We start from the raw sequence: 15,251 nt of genomic DNA, 5'->3' as shown, positions 1-15,251 counted from the left end.
GCCCCGCCGCGAGTTGAGCAAATCAAGCCCCGCCGGCGATTGAGGCGCGGGGTCCGGGGCAGAGCCCCGAGACGTCACCCCCGACGCCCGGAAACGGGCGCGAAATCCCCGCCCGCGGAAACTCGTTGGCCGCCACCGGTCCGCCCGCTGACGGAGTACCTGTCCGCGCCCGCGTCCCGCCCGCCCTCCGCGTGGTTGTACTGCCCCGCGAACACATACTCACCCACCGGCACCGTACGTCCCGGCCTCAGCACCCACCGGTACACGAGGAACCCGTCCCGCTCGGTGACGGACTCCTTGAAGTCGGTGGCGGGCAGCGAGCGCCAGCGCCCCGTGCTGTTGACCTTCCCGGTCTGCGCCACCCTCAACTCGACGGTAAGACCGGTAAGTTGGCTCTTCGTCTTGAACGTGACGTTCGACTGCGCCCAGTACGCGTTGGACCCCGGGTCCACCGAACCGTCGGCCCACAGCGGGTCGGCCGCGGGCGACACCGCGACCTGCCGCTGCTGCGGCCCCGGATCGGGGCGCAGCGCCGCGCCGACCGCGAAGCCGCCGACGGCCAGCGCCCCCGCGGCGCCCGCGGTGAGCGCCGCGATCCGTACCCAGCCCACCGCGGGCCGCCGCTCCGGCTCGTGCAGCCCGCGCTCGACACGGGCGAGCATCCGCGCACGGTCGGGCCTGTGGGCGTCGGCGGCCGCGCGCAGCCGCTGCCGCACGTCCTCCTCGCTCATCGATGGCCTCCTTCCGTGGCGTCGAGCGGTGCGCCGACCGACCGTACGCGCCCGGACGCCGGCTCGCCGGACCCGCCGTGTCCCAGCCGTCGTTCCAGCTCGGCCATGCCCTTCGAGGTCTGGCTCTTCACCGTACCGACCGAGACGCCGAGCGTGAGCGCGGTGTCCTTCTCCGACAGGTCGAAGGCGTGCCGGAGCACCACGCAGGCCCGCTTGCGGAACGGGAGTTCGCGCAGCGCGCCCTGCACGTCGACGACCGCCGGCACGTCAGGGCCCTCGGTGCGGTCCTGCCTGCCGGACCAGAAGAGGGCGACCCGCCGCCGCTCGCGCACCGCGCTGCGGATCCGGGTGCGCGCGAGGTTGGCGACGACGCCGCGCGCGTACGCCACCGGGTGCTCGGCGTCCCGCACCCGGTCCCAGCGGTGCCAGAGCGCGAGCAGGGCGTCCGCCGCGAGGTCGTCCGCGGCATCCGCCTCACCCGTCAACAGGTGGGCGAGACGGGCGAGTTCGCGGTGGTGCCGTTCGAAGAAGGCATGGAACTCGGCGGAAGCGGAATCGTCCCGGGCGTCCACGACCGTGCTCACGCGATCCCTCCCTCACAGTGGCGGCCCGATGGGGGAGGCGTGAGCGTACCAGCGTTGTGTACGACGCACCGAAGGGTGTCCGTGATACCGGACACCCTTCGGTGGAACTGAGATTGATGAGGCGTCAGTTCTTCAGCGCCGCCTCCATCATCGCCTTGGCGACAGGACCCGCGAGGCCGCTGCCGCTGACCTCGGAGCGGGCCGCGTCCGACTGCTCGACGAGCACCGCCACGGCGACCTTCTTGCCGGTCGAGTCGTCCTTGGCGTAGGAGGTGAACCAGGCGTACGGGGTCTCGCTGTTGTTCTCGCCGTGCTGCGCCGTACCGGTCTTGCCGCCGACCGTCGCGCCGTCCATCTGCGCGACCGTGCCGGTGCCCTTGGAGACCACGGTCTGCATCGCGGACTGCAGCTGCGAGGCGGTCGTCCCGCTGATCACGCGGGTGTCCTCGCCGTCCTCGAAGGACTTGACCGCGTCGCCGTCGGCGTCCGTCACCTGCGACACCATGTGCGGGGAGGCCTGCTCGCCACCGTTGGCGATGGTCGCGGAGACCATCGCGATCTGCAGCGGCGTGGCCGTCACGTCGAACTGGCCGATGCCGGACAGGGCCGTCTGCGCGTCGTCCATCTTCGAGGGGTAGTTGCTCTTGGCGGCCCGTACCGGAACGTCCGTCTTCTCGTCGTTGAAGCCGAACTTCTCGGCCATCGCCCGGACCTTGTCCTGGCCCAGTTCGACGGCGAGCTTTCCGAAGACGGTGTTGCAGGAGTACTGCAAAGCCGTGCGGACCGAGGCGTCCTCGCAGGGCATCGAGGTGGTCTCGTTCTTCAGGTACGTGCTCGTGCCCGGCAGCTTGTACGGGTTCGGTGTGTCCGTCTTCTCGTCGATCGACGAGACCAGACCGCTCTCGAGCGCTGCCGCCGCGACCACGAGCTTGAACGTCGAGCCGGGCGGCAGTGCCTGCTTGAGCGCCCGGTTCACGGTCGGTGTGTCCTCGTCCTTGGAGAGCTGCTTCCACGCAGAGGCGTCCGAGGAGCCCGCGCCGCTGATCTTCGACGGGTCGAACGACGGCGTCGACACCATGCCGAGGATCTTGCCGGAGTCCGGGTCGATGGCGACGGCGGCGCCCTTCTTGTCGCCGAGCGTGCTGTACGCGGCCTTCTGTACGCCCGGGTCGATGGTCGTGATCACGTCACCGGGGGCGGTGCTCTTGCCCGTGAGCGTGTCCAGCGGATTCTTCAGCTGCGTGTCGGTGCCGTCGAGCACGCTCTGGTAGATCCCCTCCAGCTGGGTGGCGCCGTACACCTGCGAGGTGTAGCCGGTCACCGCCGAGTACAGCGAGCCGTCGGTGTACGTCCGCTTGTACTTCAGATCGCTGGAGTCATCCGTCTTCGCCGAGCCGGTCACCGCCTTTCCGCCCACGATGATGTCGCCGAGCGGATTCGCGTACTGCGAGATCGTCTTCCGTCGGTTGTCGTCGCTGTTGGCGAGGGCCTGGCCGTCGTAGAACTGCACCCAGGTCGCCCTTATCAGCAGGGCGAACACGAGCAGCAGTGTGAAGACGGAGGCGCGCCTGATCGTCTTGTTCATTGCGTACGGGAGGACGAGCGGGTCGGGGTGATTCGTTCCTGCCAGTGCGATTTCTCACCGTACGTTCATGTGGGAACCCGGCACCGGTGTTGCGGTCGCGGGGCTCTGCCCCGGACCCCGCGCCTCAATCGCCGGCGGGGCTTGATCTGGCTCGGCTTATCAAGCCCCTGCGGCGATTGAGCAGCGGGGTCCGGGGCGGAGCCCCGCGACCGTGTCAGAGCCTCCGCGTCGCCAGCGTCAACCGGTCCCGCGCGTCGAACAACGCGTCCTTGACCATCTGCTCGTGGGCCGGCGTGAGGCGTGCCACCGGGACCGAGCAGGAGATCGCGTCGCGGGCCGGGGTGCGGTAGGGGATCGCCACGCCGAAGCAGCGCAGCCCCAGCGTGTTCTCCTCGCGGTCGACCGCGAAGCCCTGCTCCCGGATCTGGTGCAGCTCCTCGATGAGCTTCTCGCGGTCGGTCGTCGTGTGCTCGGTCAGCGCGGGGAGCGTCTCCGGGAGCAGCTTGCGGACCTGCTCGTCGGTGTGGGTGGCGAGCAGCGCCTTGCCGAGCGACGTGGAGTGGGCGGGCAGCCGGCGGCCGACGCGGGTGAAGGGGCGCAGGTAGTGCTGCGACTGGCGGGTGGCGAGGTAGACGACGTTCGTGCCGTCGAGCCGGGCCAGGTGGATGGTCTCCGTCGTGTCGTCGGAGAGCCGGTCGAGGGTGGGGCGGGCCGCCGCCACGACCTCGTCCCCGTCGATGTACGAGGTGCCGACGAGGAGGGCGCGGACGCCGATGCCGTACCGCGTGCCGGTCGCGTCCGTCTCCACCCAGCCGAGGTCCACGAGCGTGCGCAGCAGCATGTAGAGGCTGGACTTCGGGTACCCGACGGCCTCCTGGACCGAGGCCAGGGAGTGCATTCCGGGGCGGCCCGCGAAGTACTCGAGCAATTCCACGGTCCGCACCGCGGACTTGACCTGCCCGCCGCTTGCCGCGGCCCCCGTCTCGTCTGCCGACATCGCCCTTGACCCCTTCGTTCGACGAGAAATAGTCTCGGTGAGTAGTTCATCATCAGAGACAGCGTTCAGTATATCGAACGATCCTCGTTGCTCACCCTGGTGCGCGGCGAGAAAAGCTGGAGGAATGTGCCGTGGCAGCAACACCAGTCTGGAGTGTCGACCCCCGAACCGGGAAGCAGCGGGAGCAGGTCGCGGACGAGGCCACGGCGCAGGAAGTGGACGAGGCGGTGCGCGCCGCGCAGGACGCCCGCGCCGCGCTCGCCGACCGCGCCGTCCGCGCAGCGTTCCTGCGCAGCGCGGCCGACCGCCTGGAAGAGGCCAGGGACCACCTCGTCGAGGCGGCGGACGCGGAGACCGCGCTCGGCCCGGTCCGGCTCAACGGCGAACTCACCCGCAGCTGCTTCCAGTTGAGGAAGTTCGCGGACATCGTCGACGAGGGCGCCTTCCTCGGCGTCGTCATCGACCACCCCGACGACACGGCGACGCCGCCCATCCCGGACCTGCGTCGCTACAAGATCCCGCTGGGCGTCGTCGCGGTCTACGCGGCCTCGAACTTCCCGTTCGCCTTCTCCGTGCCCGGCGGCGACACGTCGAGCGCGCTCGCGGCCGGCTGCCCGGTCGTCGTCAAGGCGCACCCCGACCACCCGGCCACCTCCGAGCTGGTCGCCGCCACCATCCGCCGGGCCGCCGCCGAGCACGGCATCCCGGAGGGCGTCCTCGGCCTCGTGCACGGTTTCGACGCCGGTGTCGAGCTCGTCAAGCACCCGCTGGTGTCCGCGGCCGGCTTCACCGGTTCCGTACGCGGCGGGCGCGCGCTCTTCGACGCCGCTTCCTCGCGCCCGGTGCCGATCCCGTTCCACGGTGAGCTGGGCTCGCTGAACCCGGTCGTGATCACCGAAGCCGCGGCCGCCGAGCGCGCCGACCAGATCGGCACGGGGCTCGCCGGTTCCATGACGCTGGGCGTCGGCCAGTTCTGCGTGAAGCCGGGTCTCGTCTTCGCGCCGAAGGGCGAGGCGGGCGACACGCTCGTCAAGTCGCTCACGGCCGCCGTCAGCAACACCGACGCCGGGGTGCTGCTCGACCACCGCATGCGCGACAACTTCGTCGCCGGTGTCGCCGAGCGGGCCCAGCTCCCGGACGTGGACGCCCCGGTGACCCCCGGCGCGGGCAGCGAGCACACGGTGGCGCCCGGCTTCCTCACGGTTCCGGCCACCCGGCTCGCGACCGAGGGCGGCGCGCACGACCTCCTCCTGGAGGAGTGCTTCGGCCCGGTGACGGTCGTCGCCCGCTACGAGACGCCGGACGAGATCACGGCGGTCCTCGGCCGGCTGCCCGGCAACCTCACGGCGACGGTCCAGCTGTCGTCCGCCGAGGCCGCCGGCGAGGGCCGCGGCGCCGAGATCCTCGCCGAGCTGACGCCCATCGCGGGCCGCGTCCTCGTCAACGGCTGGCCGACCGGCGTCGCCGTCGCCCCCGCCCAGCACCACGGCGGCCCGTACCCGGCGACGACGTCCACGTCCACGTCGGTGGGCGGCACCGCGATCGAGCGCTGGCTGCGCCCGGTCTCGTACCAGACGACGCCCGAGGCGCTCCTCCCGCAGGAGCTGCGCGACGACAACCCGCTGGGGCTGCCGCGCCGCTTCAACGGCCGCCTGGAGAACTGAGGCTCCGACCGGACGGGGCCCGCGGGCCCCTGCGAGACTGACGGCATGGATCTCGAAATACCGCCCCTGCCCTTCCCGTTGCGCACGTACGGACCCGACGGCCACTGGTCGTACGAGGACGGGGTGCTCACCGGGTGGGCGGGACCCCGGCAGGACCGCTTCGTGCCGCCGACCGGTTCCTCGCTGGAACCGGCGTCGGACGCGCCGCGGCTCCTCGGAGCCCCTGACGGGGACTTCCAGCTGATCGCCCGCGTCACGGTCGGCTTCGCCGCGGCCTTCGACGCGGGGGTGCTCTACGTTCACGTGGGCGACCGGGAGTGGGCGAAGCTCTGCTTCGAGCGGTCCCCGGACGAGCCCACCATCTGCACGGTCGTCACCCGCGGCCACTCCGACGACTCGAACGCCTTCGTGGTGCCGGGCTCCTCGGTGTGGCTCCGCGTCAGCCGCACGGGCTCGGCCTTCGCCTTCCACGCCTCGACCGACGGTTCGACGTGGACGTTCGTCCGTATCTTCTCCCTGGGCGACGAGAAGTCCGCGTCTTCGGCCCTGATCGGCTTCCTGGCCCAGTCCCCGGTGGGCGAGGGTTGTGTGGTCACGTACGACCACATCGAGTTCCGGACGACCTGGCCCAAGGGCCTGAGGGACGGCTCCTGACCCGTTCTCCCCGCTCGGCCCACGCCGGGCGGGAATGAGCGGAGGCTCCATCCGGTTGTAGCGGAGCGCAGGGCACCCCCTGCCCCGTACGACACCGAAGCGAGAGACCCCCATGCGCGTCGAGATCTGGACCGACATCAACTGCCCGTTCTGCTACATCGGCAAGGCCCGCTTCGAGGAGGCGCTCGACGGGTTCGCGCACAAGGACGACGTAGAGGTCGTGCACCGGTCCTTCGAGCTCGACCCGAACGCCAAGCCGGGGGAGACCGGGCTCGTGGTCCCGTACATCGCCAAGAAGTACGGCATCAGCGAGGCGCAGGCCGCCGCCAACGAGCAGGGGCTCGGGCAGCAGGCCGGCGCCCTCGGCCTGCCGTACCTCACCGAGGGCCGTGACTTCGGCAACAGCTTCGACCTGCACCGGCTGCTCCACCTCGCCAGGGACAAGGGCGTACAGGACGCGATGATCGACGCTCTGTACCGGGGCAACTTCGCCGAGGAGTCCTCCGTCTTCGGCGACGAGGAGACCGTCGTGCGGCTCGCCGTCGAGGCCGGCCTCGACGAGGGCGAGGTCCGGGCCATGCTGGCCGACCCCGACGCGTACGCGGACGCGGTGCGCGCCGACGAGCGCGAGGCCGCCGAGCTCGGCGCGAACGGCGTGCCGTTCTTCGTTCTCGACCGCAAGTTCGGCGTCTCCGGCGCCCAGCCCGCCGAGGTGTTCACGCAGGCGCTGACCCAGGCGTGGGACGACCGCTCCCCGCTCACCGTCATCGACAGCACCGACGGCGGCGACGCCTGCGGTCCCGACGGTTGCGCCGTGCCGCAGGCCTGACCTGCGCACATAAGCGGTGCTTAGGCGTACTCCGTAAATATTCGCGATGGACGGGCAGTTGGCGGCGCGGCACAGTGGGTGCCATGGAGACTTCCGGTGAGCACCAGGCCCAAGTTCAGGCTCAGGTCCTCGACGCGGAGCTTGTCCGCGCGCAGTACACCCCCGCCACCACGTACCTGAACACCGCGAGTTCCGGACTGCTCCCGGCGCGCGCCGGGGACGCCATGCGGGCCGCGATCGCCGACATGACCGAGGGCCGTTCCCCCGACTCGCTCTTCGCCGACGTCGAGGAGGCCCGCGCGGCGTTCGCCCGGATCGCAGGGGTGCCGGTGAGCCGGGTCGCGACCGGCGGTTCCGTCGCCGTCTACAGCGGCCTCATCGCCGCGTCCCTGCCCGCAGGGGCCGAAGTCCTCACGGCGGAGGGCGACTTCAGCTCCACCGTCAACCCGTTCCACGTACGCGGCGACCTCAAGGTCCGCGCCGTGCCGCTCGACGCGCTCCCCGACGCCGTACGCCCCGGCACCGCGCTCGTCGCGGTGAGCGCGGTCCAGTCGGCGGACGGCAGGGTCGCCGACGTGCCCGCACTGCGCGCCGCCACCCGCACGCACGGCGCCCGGCTCTACGTCGACGTCTCGCAGGCATCCGGCTGGTACCCGGTCGCCGCGCACGCGGCCGACGCCGACTATCTGGCCTCCGTCGCCTTCAAGTGGCTGACCTGCCCGCGCGGCGCCGTCTTCTTCGTCGGACCGCGGGACCCGGAGGTCTTCGACGCGCTCACACCCGTCTTCGGCGGCTGGGTATCGGGCGAGAACCCCTGGGACAGCTGCTACGGACCCGTCACCGAACCCGCCCGCTCGGCCCGCAGGTTCGACGAGACCCAGAGCCTCGTCGCGTACACCGGCGCCCGCCAATCCCTCGCCCTGATCGAGGAGTTGGGGCCGGAGGCGATCCACGCCCACGACCTGGCGCTCGCGGACCGGTTCCGCGCGGGCCTCGCGCGGCTCGGACACGAACCGGTGCCCTCGCCCGGCTCCCCGATCGTCTCGGTCCCCGAACTCGGCTCCAGGCAGGCCGACTTGCAGCGTGCGGGTATCGAAGTCTCCAACAGGGCAGGCAACTTGCGAGCCTCCTTCCACCTCTACAACACCCCAGCCGACGTCGACCTCCTCCTCGACGCACTCTCCGCCTGAAGTCCGGCCGACCCCTGGCGTCCCGGTCCCCAGGACGCTAGGAAGGCAGTACGAGGTGGTGGTGCCGGTGGCCCGTACGAATGCGTACGACCCCAAGGACCGGGCCGCGGACGACGCCGAGCTGCACCGACGTCTCGTCTACGGTGACGAGGCCGCGCTCTCCGAGGCGTACGACGTGTACAGCGGGCTCGTCCGCGGTGTCGCCGTGCGCGTCACACGCTCGGCGGGCGCGGCGGACGACGTCGCGCAAGAGGTCTTCGCGCATCTGTGGGCACGGCCCTACGCCTTCGACGCGCGGCGCGGCTCGCTCCGCACCTGGCTGACCATGCTGGCGCACCGCCGCGCGGTCGACTGGGTGCGCAGCGAGGCCCGGCACCGCAAGGCCGTCACCGCGGACGACGCGGCGCTGCACGCCATCCCGGCCCCCGACCCGGGGCCCGACGAGCGGGTCGTCGACCGCGAGCGCTCGCTGCTCCTGCACTCGGCCCTGGCCCAACTCCCGCTGCCCCAGCGTCAGGTGGTGCATCTGGCGTACTTCGCGGGCCGGACGTACCGTCAGGCGGCGGCGGAACTCGGCATCCCGGAAGGGACCGCCAAGACCCGCCTGCGTACCGCACTGCACCGCCTGGCCGAAACCCTGGCGGACCCGGCGGAGCCGGGCTACGAGGCTCACGAAAGGGGTGCCTGATGGCCACGGACGCGCGCGACCACGCGACGGTGAGTGAACTCCTGGGCGCCTGGGCCCTGCAGGCCCTCCCCGCCGACGAACAGCGCGCCGTCCCCGCGCATCTGGCGGACTGCGAGGAGTGCGCGGCCGAGGCGGAACGGCTGAGGGCGACGGTACGGACCCTGAACGGGCCGAACGGAAACGGAGCCAACGGAGACGGGTCGAACGGGCACGGGGCGGCAGACGTGCCGCAGGACGACGCGGCGGGTCACCCGTTCCGTACCGGCACCGGGCCGCTCGCCGCGGCCCTGGCGCACCGCCCGCCCGTACCCCGCGCCGCCCCCGCCGCCGCTCCCCACGCCCAGCCCTACGCGGCCACCGTCGCCGCCCTCCAGGCGCTGCTCGCCGAGGCGGACGACGCATGGTCCACGGAGGTGGTCCACGGCTGGACGGTGCGTGACACGGTCGCGCACCTCATCGCCGCCGACGAGCCACTGGCCGTCCACCTGGGGCTGCCGGCCCACGAACCGCCCGCCCACGAACCGCCCGCCGACGCGCCGGACGACGGCGGCGACTGGCGCACCGCCTGGGAGGCCCGCACCCGCACCGTCATCGCCCACGAACGCGCGCGTGACCCGCACGCCACCGTGGCCGTCTGGCGCGACCGGGCCGCCGAGCTGCTCGCCGCCCCGGCCGCCACCGACCCCGAACTCGCCGCGCAGGCCGCTACGTTGATGGGGGCGCGGCTGCCCGTCGCCGAGCACTTCCTGGTCCGCGCCTTCGAGACGTGGATCCACAGCCACGACATCGGCCGCGCCCTGGACCGCCCCGTGCCCCCGCCGCCCGCAGGTCATCTGTGGCGCCTGGTCCGGCTGGCCGTGCGGATCCTCGGCCAGGCGCTCGGCCCGAAGGCCCCGCCCGTCGCCCTCACCGTCACGGACGCGAGCCGCACCACGGAGTGGGTCCTCGGTTCCGAGGACGAGCCGGTGAGGGCCGAAATCGCCCTGGACCCGGTCGACTTCTGCCTCCTCATCGGCGGCCGCACCGCCCCCGACACCCTCCCGCCGGGCACCGGCGACCCGACGGCGGCCCGCACCCTCCTGAACCGGGCGGCTCAACTGGCCTGGCTGTGACCCCTTACGGGCACTGAGCCGCCCCGGCCTCCGCACACAGATTGCCCTCGACCAGGGACAGCAGCCGAGCGAACTCCGCCCGGTCCCGCTCGGAGAGCCCCGCCAGGGTCTGCTCCTCCAGCGTTCCCCACACCCCCGCCACGTCCTCCAGGAGCCCGCAACTGCGGTCCGTCGCCTCGACGAGTGACGCGCGGCGGTCGCCCGGGTCGGGGGTGCGGCGCACGTGCCCGGACTGCTCCAGGCGTTGCAGCATCTTCGTGACCGTGGACGGATCCAGGTCGAGCGTCTTGATCAGCTCGGACTGACGCACGGGCCCCTTGTCCCACAGGTGCATCATCACGAACTCCTGCCCCGGATAGAGGCCGAGCCCGCGCAGCCGCTGCCCGGCGGCGATCCGGTGCAGCCGGGCGACGCGGGAGAGGGCCAGGCTGACGGGGCCGCTGCGGGCGGCGACCGGGATCTGGTCGGTACAGGCGGGGTCGTCGGTGGTGGGGGACATGGGGGCTCCTCTCGGCTTGTCCACAAGATTACCTTGGTCGGCCAAGTAATGCGTTACAGTGAGGGCGAGGCAATTGCTTGGCCGACCAATCTTTCCGAAACGGAGTAGCCATGACCACCGCTTTCGACCCCATCGACCTCCCCGGCACCCGCCTGGCCAACCGCATAGCCATGGCCCCCATGACCCGCAGCCGGGCCGGCGAGGGCGGCACCGCCACCGCCCTGACCGCCGAGTACTACGCGCAGCGCGCCTCGGCGGGGCTCATCGTCACCGAGGGGATCCAGCCCTCGGCCGTGGGCCAGGGCTATGCCTGGACGCCGGGCCTGCACACGGCGGAGCAGATCGATTCCTGGCGCCCGGTCACCGACGCGGTGCACGCCGCGGGCGGCAAGATCTTCGCCCAGGTGATGCACGCGGGCCGGATCGGCCACCCGTCGCTGCAGCCGGACGGCGGCGCCCCGGTCGCCCCGTCCGCCGTCGCCCCGGTGGGCCAGGCCTTCACGAACGAGGGCTTCCAGGACTTCACGACCCCGCGCGAGCTGACCTCGGACGAGGTCCGTGCGACCGTGGCCGACTTCGCCGAGGCCGCCCGCGGCGCCGTGGCGGCGGGCTTCGACGGCGTCGAACTGCACGGGGCCAACGGCTACTTGATCCACCAGTTCCTGTCGCCCGGCACGAATCTGCGGACCGACGAGTGGGGCGGCAGCGTGGCGAACCGGATCCGGTTCGCCCTGGAGGCCGTCCGGGCCGTCGCCGACGCCATCGGCGCCGAGCGCACCGCCATCCGCCTCTCGCCCGGCAACCCGTACAACTCCATGGGGGACCACGACACGGTCGAGACCTACACCGCGCTCGTCGACGCCCTGGAACCGCTGGGCCTCGCCTACCTGCACGTACTGGAGGTGGGGGAGCAGAGCCGGGAGGTGACCGTCGATCTGCGCAAGCGGTTCAGCGGCCCCTTCGTGCTCAACGCGCACACCGAGGGCCCGACCGACCACAGGTCCCTCGGCCTGGTCGAGGACGGCGTCGCCGACATCCTCAGCTTCGGCGCCCTCTTCCTCGCCAACCCGGACCTGCCGGCCCGCCTCGGGAGTGAGGGCCCGTACAACGCCCCGGACCCGGCGACCTTCTTCGGCGGCACGGAGAAGGGCTACACGGACTACCCCTCCCGATGAACCAGGTAACCCGTTAACAGCAGTTGGGGCGGGACCGAAGACGGTCCCGCCCCAACTCATGTGCGTACGAGGATCACTTCACCGGAGTGAAGTCGCGCGCCCCGATGAACTCGGGTCGCCGCACTGGCGCCGCGAACGGGTCCACCGCCGTGTTCTCCACGCTGTTGAACACGATGAACACGTTCGAGCGCGGGTACGGGGTGATGTTGTCGCCGGAGCCGTGCATGGCGTTGCAGTCGAACCAGGTCGCCGAGCCGGACGTGCCGGTGAACAGCTGGATGCCGTGTGCGTCGGCGAACTTGGTGAGGGCCTCGTCCGAGGGCAGGCCCGCGTCCTGCATCTGCAGCGACTTCTTGTAGTTGTCCTTCGGCGTCTCACCCGCGCAGCCGAGGAACGTCTTGTGCGAGCCGGGCATGATCATGAGCCCGCCGTTGGTGTCGTAGTTCTCCGTCAGCGCGATGGAGACGGACACCGTCCGCATGTTCGGCAGGCCGTCCTCGGCGTGCCAGGTCTCGAAGTCCGAGTGCCAGTAGAAGCCCCGTGCCCCGAAACCGGGCTTGACGTTGATCCGCGACTGGTGGACGTAGACGTCCGAACCGAGGATCTGACGGGCCCGCCCCACGATGCGCTCGTCACGCACCAGATTGGCGAAGACCTCGCTGATCTTGTGGATCTCGAAGACCGAGCGGATCTCCTGCGACTGCTTCTCGACGATGGAACGCTCGTCGGCGCGCATCGTCGGATCGGTCACCAGACGGTTCAACTCGGCCTGGTAGATGCCGATCTCGTCCGGGCCGATCAGCTCGTCGATGGCGAGGAAGCCGTCCCGCTCGAAGGAGGCGAGGTCCGACTGGCGGATCGGCCCTCGCGCTCCCTCCGCCGACCAGACGACCGGGTCGACACGCGGCGTGGCCACCTCGGAGGCGCCTCGCGTCGGGTACAGGTCCGTGATGTCGGGTGCGGTCGTCATCGGGATCAGGCCTCCTCGTCCTCTGTCAGCAGCGGGTAGACGCCGTTCTCGTCGTGGTCCTCCCGTCCGGTCACCGGAGGGTTGAACACGCAGACGCAGCGGAAGTCGGTCTTCGGGCGCATGGTGTGCTTCTCGTGGCCGTCCAGGAGGTACATCGTTCCTGGCTCGATCCAGTGCGTCTCACCGGTCTCCCGGTTGGTGAGCTCGGCCTCGCCCTCCACACACAGCACGGCCTCGATGTGGTTGGCGTACCACATGTCGGTCTCGGTCCCCGCGTAGAGGATCGTCTCGTGCAGAGAGAAGCCGACCTTCTCCTTGGCAAGCACGATGCGCTTGCTCTCCCAGGTGCCGGTCGCCGACTTCACGTGTCGGTCGGTGTTCTCTATCTCCTTGAACGAACGGACAATCACGGTGAGTTGCTGCCTTTCCTCGTAACTTGGTGGTGCTGGTCAGGCGGTCTCGCGCACGGCTCGGGTGAGCGTGCGAAGCCCCTCGTCCAGCTCTTCGCGCGTGATCGTCAGCGCCGGAAGCAGCTTGACGACCTCGCTCTCGGGGCCGGAGGTCTCGATGAGCAGGCCCAGCTCGAAGGCCCGCTTGGCGACCTTGTTGGCCCGGTCCTTGTCACGGAACTCGATGCCCCAGACCAGGCCGCGGCCGCGGTATTCGACGATCTCGTCGGCGTACTCCGTGCGCAGCGCGCTGAGCACCTCGTCGACCTGCTCGCCGCGCTCCAGGGTCTGCTTCTCCATGGCCGCGCCGTCGGTCCAGTACGTCTCCAGGGCAGCGGCCGCCGTCACGAACGCCGGGTTGTTGCCGCGGAACGTGCCGTTGTGCTCGCCCGGCTCCCAGATGTCGAGCTCCGGCTTGAACATGCACAGGGACATGGGGAGCCCGTACCCACTGATGGACTTCGAAACGGTCACGATGTCCGGCGTGATGCCCGCCTCCTCGAAGGAGAAGAAGGCACCGGTGCGGCCGCAGCCCATCTGAATGTCATCGACGATCAGGAGCATGTCCCAACGTTCGCAGACATCCGCCAGTTTGCGCAGCCACTCGGCACGGGCGACGTTGATGCCGCCCTCGCCCTGGACCGTCTCGACGATCACGGCGGCCGGGGTGTTCAGGCCCGATCCTGAGTCCTCGAGGAGGCGCTCGAACCAGATGAAGTCGGGCGTCTGGCCGTCGAGGTAGTTGTCGAACGGCATCGGCGTGCCGTGCACCAGCGGGATGCCGGCGCCCGCGCGCTTGAACGCGTTGCCGGTCACCGCGAGCGCGCCGAGCGACATGCCGTGGAAGGCGTTGGTGAAGGACACGATGGACTCGCGGCCCTTGACCTTGCGGGCCAGCTTCAGCGCGGCCTCGACGGCGTTGGTGCCCGTCGGGCCCGGGAACATGACCTTGTAGGGCAGGTCGCGCGGGCGCAGGACGATGTTCTGGAAGGACTCCAGGAAGTTGCGCTTGGCCGAGGTCGACATGTCGAGCCCGTGCACGACGCTGTCGCGCTCCAGGTAGTCGATCAGGGCGCGTTTCAGGACCGGGTTGTTGTGGCCGTAGTTGAGCGATCCGGCACCGGCGAAGAAGTCCAGGTACTCGTGGCCGTCCTCGTCGTACATACGGCTGCCCTGGGCCCGATCGAAGACGGTGGGCCAGCTGCGGCAGTAGCTGCGCACCTCCGACTCAAGGGTCTCGAAGACGCTCAGGTCCGGCTGGGTGATGGTCACAGCAAAAACTCCTCTAGGGAGGGAAAGTTGAGGGGGGTTCGGGGTGAGTGGGGTCGAGGGCGCGCTCAGGCCGACGGGCCTATGCGGTACAGCTCCTCGGGCAGGTGCCCCTCGTCAGGGAACAGGCCCGCGTCGAACAGCACGGTGCGTGCCACACCGACGCGGTGCCGGCGGGCGAACGAGGTGAACAGGGCCTGCGACGGGGCGTTGTCGGGCGTGATGGTGGTCTCCAGCATGGTGACCGGACGCGCCGCCGCCACTCGCGCGGCCAGCCCGTCGAGCAGCGCGGCGGCGAGGCCGCGCCCGCGGTGCGCAGCGTCCACGGCGACCTGCCACACCACGAGGGTGTCGGGTCGGTCGGGACGTACGTAACCGGTGATGAAACCGGCCACCTCCCCCTTCTCGTCGCGGGCGATCACCGACGTGGCGGCGAAGTCGCGACACCACAGCAGGTAGCTGTAGGAGGAGTTGAGGTCGAGCACCTTCGAGTCGCGGGCGATACGCCAGATCGCGGCTCCGTCGGCCACCTCGGGGTGGTCGATCTTCAGTCCGTCGGGGACCGGGGCCACTGCGGCGACTTCCAGGAATTGCGCTTGTGCGGCGGTCATGCAAATTGAATTTACCGAGCAATTTCCCCGATTGCACCCGCGGAAGGGGTTACGTAAATCGGTGTTGTGTGGTATCGCGCATGGGTGGGCGTGCGCACGAAATCGCGGCGGTATGTCATAGTTTGACCCGGACAAAACGGTCGTATCTAAATTCGTGTGGAGTACGTCACAGAGTCGTAATCGCCACGAGACGCGTCCGAATTGCGACGGTTCCCGTTGATGAAATCTCAGTGTTTACGCCGCA

Annotated in this window: 16 protein-coding genes; 7 read left to right on the top strand and 9 right to left on the bottom strand. The window is 70.5% G+C overall.

The window, feature by feature from the left end; all coding sequences use genetic code 11:
- Positions 1-74: 74 nt before the first annotated feature.
- The 4 genes from OKJ99_RS16020 to OKJ99_RS16005 all read right to left on the bottom strand — a co-directional run bounded on the left by OKJ99_RS16020 (position 75) and on the right by OKJ99_RS16005 (position 3,897).
- Positions 75-731: a hypothetical protein gene (locus OKJ99_RS16020; RefSeq protein ID WP_326016884.1), complete on the bottom strand. Its 657-nt coding sequence runs from the start codon at positions 729-731 to the stop codon at positions 75-77.
- Complete coding sequence (locus tag OKJ99_RS16015; protein ID WP_326016883.1) at positions 728-1,315, bottom strand: SigE family RNA polymerase sigma factor; 588 nt, start codon at positions 1,313-1,315, stop codon at positions 728-730. Before OKJ99_RS16015 ends, OKJ99_RS16020 begins: the two co-directional genes overlap by 4 nt.
- Before the next feature lie 124 nt (positions 1,316-1,439).
- Positions 1,440-2,900, bottom strand: a complete 1,461-nt coding sequence (locus OKJ99_RS16010) for a peptidoglycan D,D-transpeptidase FtsI family protein (RefSeq protein WP_326016882.1) — start codon at positions 2,898-2,900, stop codon at positions 1,440-1,442.
- A gap of 214 nt (positions 2,901-3,114) precedes the next feature.
- On the bottom strand, positions 3,115-3,897 hold the full coding sequence (locus OKJ99_RS16005; RefSeq protein WP_326016881.1) for an IclR family transcriptional regulator: 783 nt from the start codon (positions 3,895-3,897) through the stop codon (positions 3,115-3,117).
- 131 nt (positions 3,898-4,028) lie between these two features.
- On the opposite strand from OKJ99_RS16005, the gene OKJ99_RS16000 reads away from it, so the two are divergent.
- From OKJ99_RS16000 to OKJ99_RS15975, 6 genes are all read left to right on the top strand, one after another.
- Complete coding sequence (locus tag OKJ99_RS16000; RefSeq protein WP_326016880.1) at positions 4,029-5,561, top strand: aldehyde dehydrogenase (NADP(+)); 1,533 nt, start codon at positions 4,029-4,031, stop codon at positions 5,559-5,561.
- 45 nt (positions 5,562-5,606) lie between these two features.
- Positions 5,607-6,215: a DUF1349 domain-containing protein gene (locus OKJ99_RS15995; RefSeq protein ID WP_326016879.1), complete on the top strand. Its 609-nt coding sequence runs from the start codon at positions 5,607-5,609 to the stop codon at positions 6,213-6,215.
- Positions 6,216-6,327: 112 nt separating this feature from the next.
- Complete coding sequence (locus OKJ99_RS15990; protein ID WP_326016878.1) at positions 6,328-7,044, top strand: DsbA family oxidoreductase; 717 nt, start codon at positions 6,328-6,330, stop codon at positions 7,042-7,044.
- A gap of 83 nt (positions 7,045-7,127) precedes the next feature.
- Positions 7,128-8,234 (top strand): aminotransferase class V-fold PLP-dependent enzyme, encoded by a 1,107-nt coding sequence (locus tag OKJ99_RS15985; RefSeq protein ID WP_326016877.1) that lies wholly within the window; start codon positions 7,128-7,130, stop codon positions 8,232-8,234.
- A 55-nt stretch (positions 8,235-8,289) separates the two neighbouring features.
- A complete protein-coding gene (locus OKJ99_RS15980; protein ID WP_407700708.1) occupies positions 8,290-8,922 on the top strand; it encodes a sigma-70 family RNA polymerase sigma factor in 633 nt (210 codons plus the stop codon).
- On the top strand, positions 8,922-10,034 hold the full coding sequence (locus OKJ99_RS15975) for a maleylpyruvate isomerase family mycothiol-dependent enzyme (protein WP_326016875.1): 1,113 nt from the start codon (positions 8,922-8,924) through the stop codon (positions 10,032-10,034). The genes OKJ99_RS15980 and OKJ99_RS15975 overlap by 1 nt, the downstream gene beginning before the upstream one ends.
- A gap of 4 nt (positions 10,035-10,038) precedes the next feature.
- On the opposite strand, the gene OKJ99_RS15970 is transcribed toward OKJ99_RS15975, so the two are convergent.
- Positions 10,039-10,533: a MarR family winged helix-turn-helix transcriptional regulator gene (locus OKJ99_RS15970; protein ID WP_326016874.1), complete on the bottom strand. Its 495-nt coding sequence runs from the start codon at positions 10,531-10,533 to the stop codon at positions 10,039-10,041.
- A gap of 110 nt (positions 10,534-10,643) precedes the next feature.
- On the opposite strand from OKJ99_RS15970, the gene OKJ99_RS15965 reads away from it, so the two are divergent.
- The gene (locus OKJ99_RS15965) at positions 10,644-11,708 is read left to right on the top strand and encodes an alkene reductase (RefSeq protein WP_326016873.1); all 1,065 of its coding nucleotides are present in this window, start codon (positions 10,644-10,646) and stop codon (positions 11,706-11,708) included.
- Positions 11,709-11,781: 73 nt separating this feature from the next.
- Here OKJ99_RS15965 and thpD read toward each other — a convergent pair whose 3' ends face one another.
- From thpD to ectA, 4 genes are all read right to left on the bottom strand, one after another.
- Positions 11,782-12,678: an ectoine hydroxylase gene (thpD, locus tag OKJ99_RS15960; protein WP_326016872.1), complete on the bottom strand. Its 897-nt coding sequence runs from the start codon at positions 12,676-12,678 to the stop codon at positions 11,782-11,784.
- 5 nt (positions 12,679-12,683) lie between these two features.
- Positions 12,684-13,088 carry an ectoine synthase gene (locus OKJ99_RS15955; RefSeq protein WP_266721029.1) on the bottom strand — a complete coding sequence of 135 codons (405 nt, stop codon included), beginning with the start codon at positions 13,086-13,088 and terminating at the stop codon, positions 12,684-12,686.
- A 39-nt stretch (positions 13,089-13,127) separates the two neighbouring features.
- Entirely contained in the window at positions 13,128-14,399 is a 1,272-nt protein-coding gene (ectB, locus tag OKJ99_RS15950) for a diaminobutyrate--2-oxoglutarate transaminase (RefSeq protein ID WP_326016871.1), read from the bottom strand.
- Between the two features lie 65 nt (positions 14,400-14,464).
- Positions 14,465-15,007 (bottom strand): diaminobutyrate acetyltransferase, encoded by a 543-nt coding sequence (ectA, locus tag OKJ99_RS15945; RefSeq protein WP_326016870.1) that lies wholly within the window; start codon positions 15,005-15,007, stop codon positions 14,465-14,467.
- Between the last annotated feature and the right edge of the window lie 244 nt (positions 15,008-15,251).

The sequence above is a fragment of the Streptomyces endophyticus genome (assembly GCF_035798155.1).
In the GTDB taxonomy this organism is placed as follows: Bacteria; Actinomycetota; Actinomycetes; order Streptomycetales; family Streptomycetaceae; genus Streptomyces; species Streptomyces endophyticus.
Note: the sequence above shows the minus strand (reverse complement) of the source record. Positions and strands in the feature narration are given on the sequence as shown.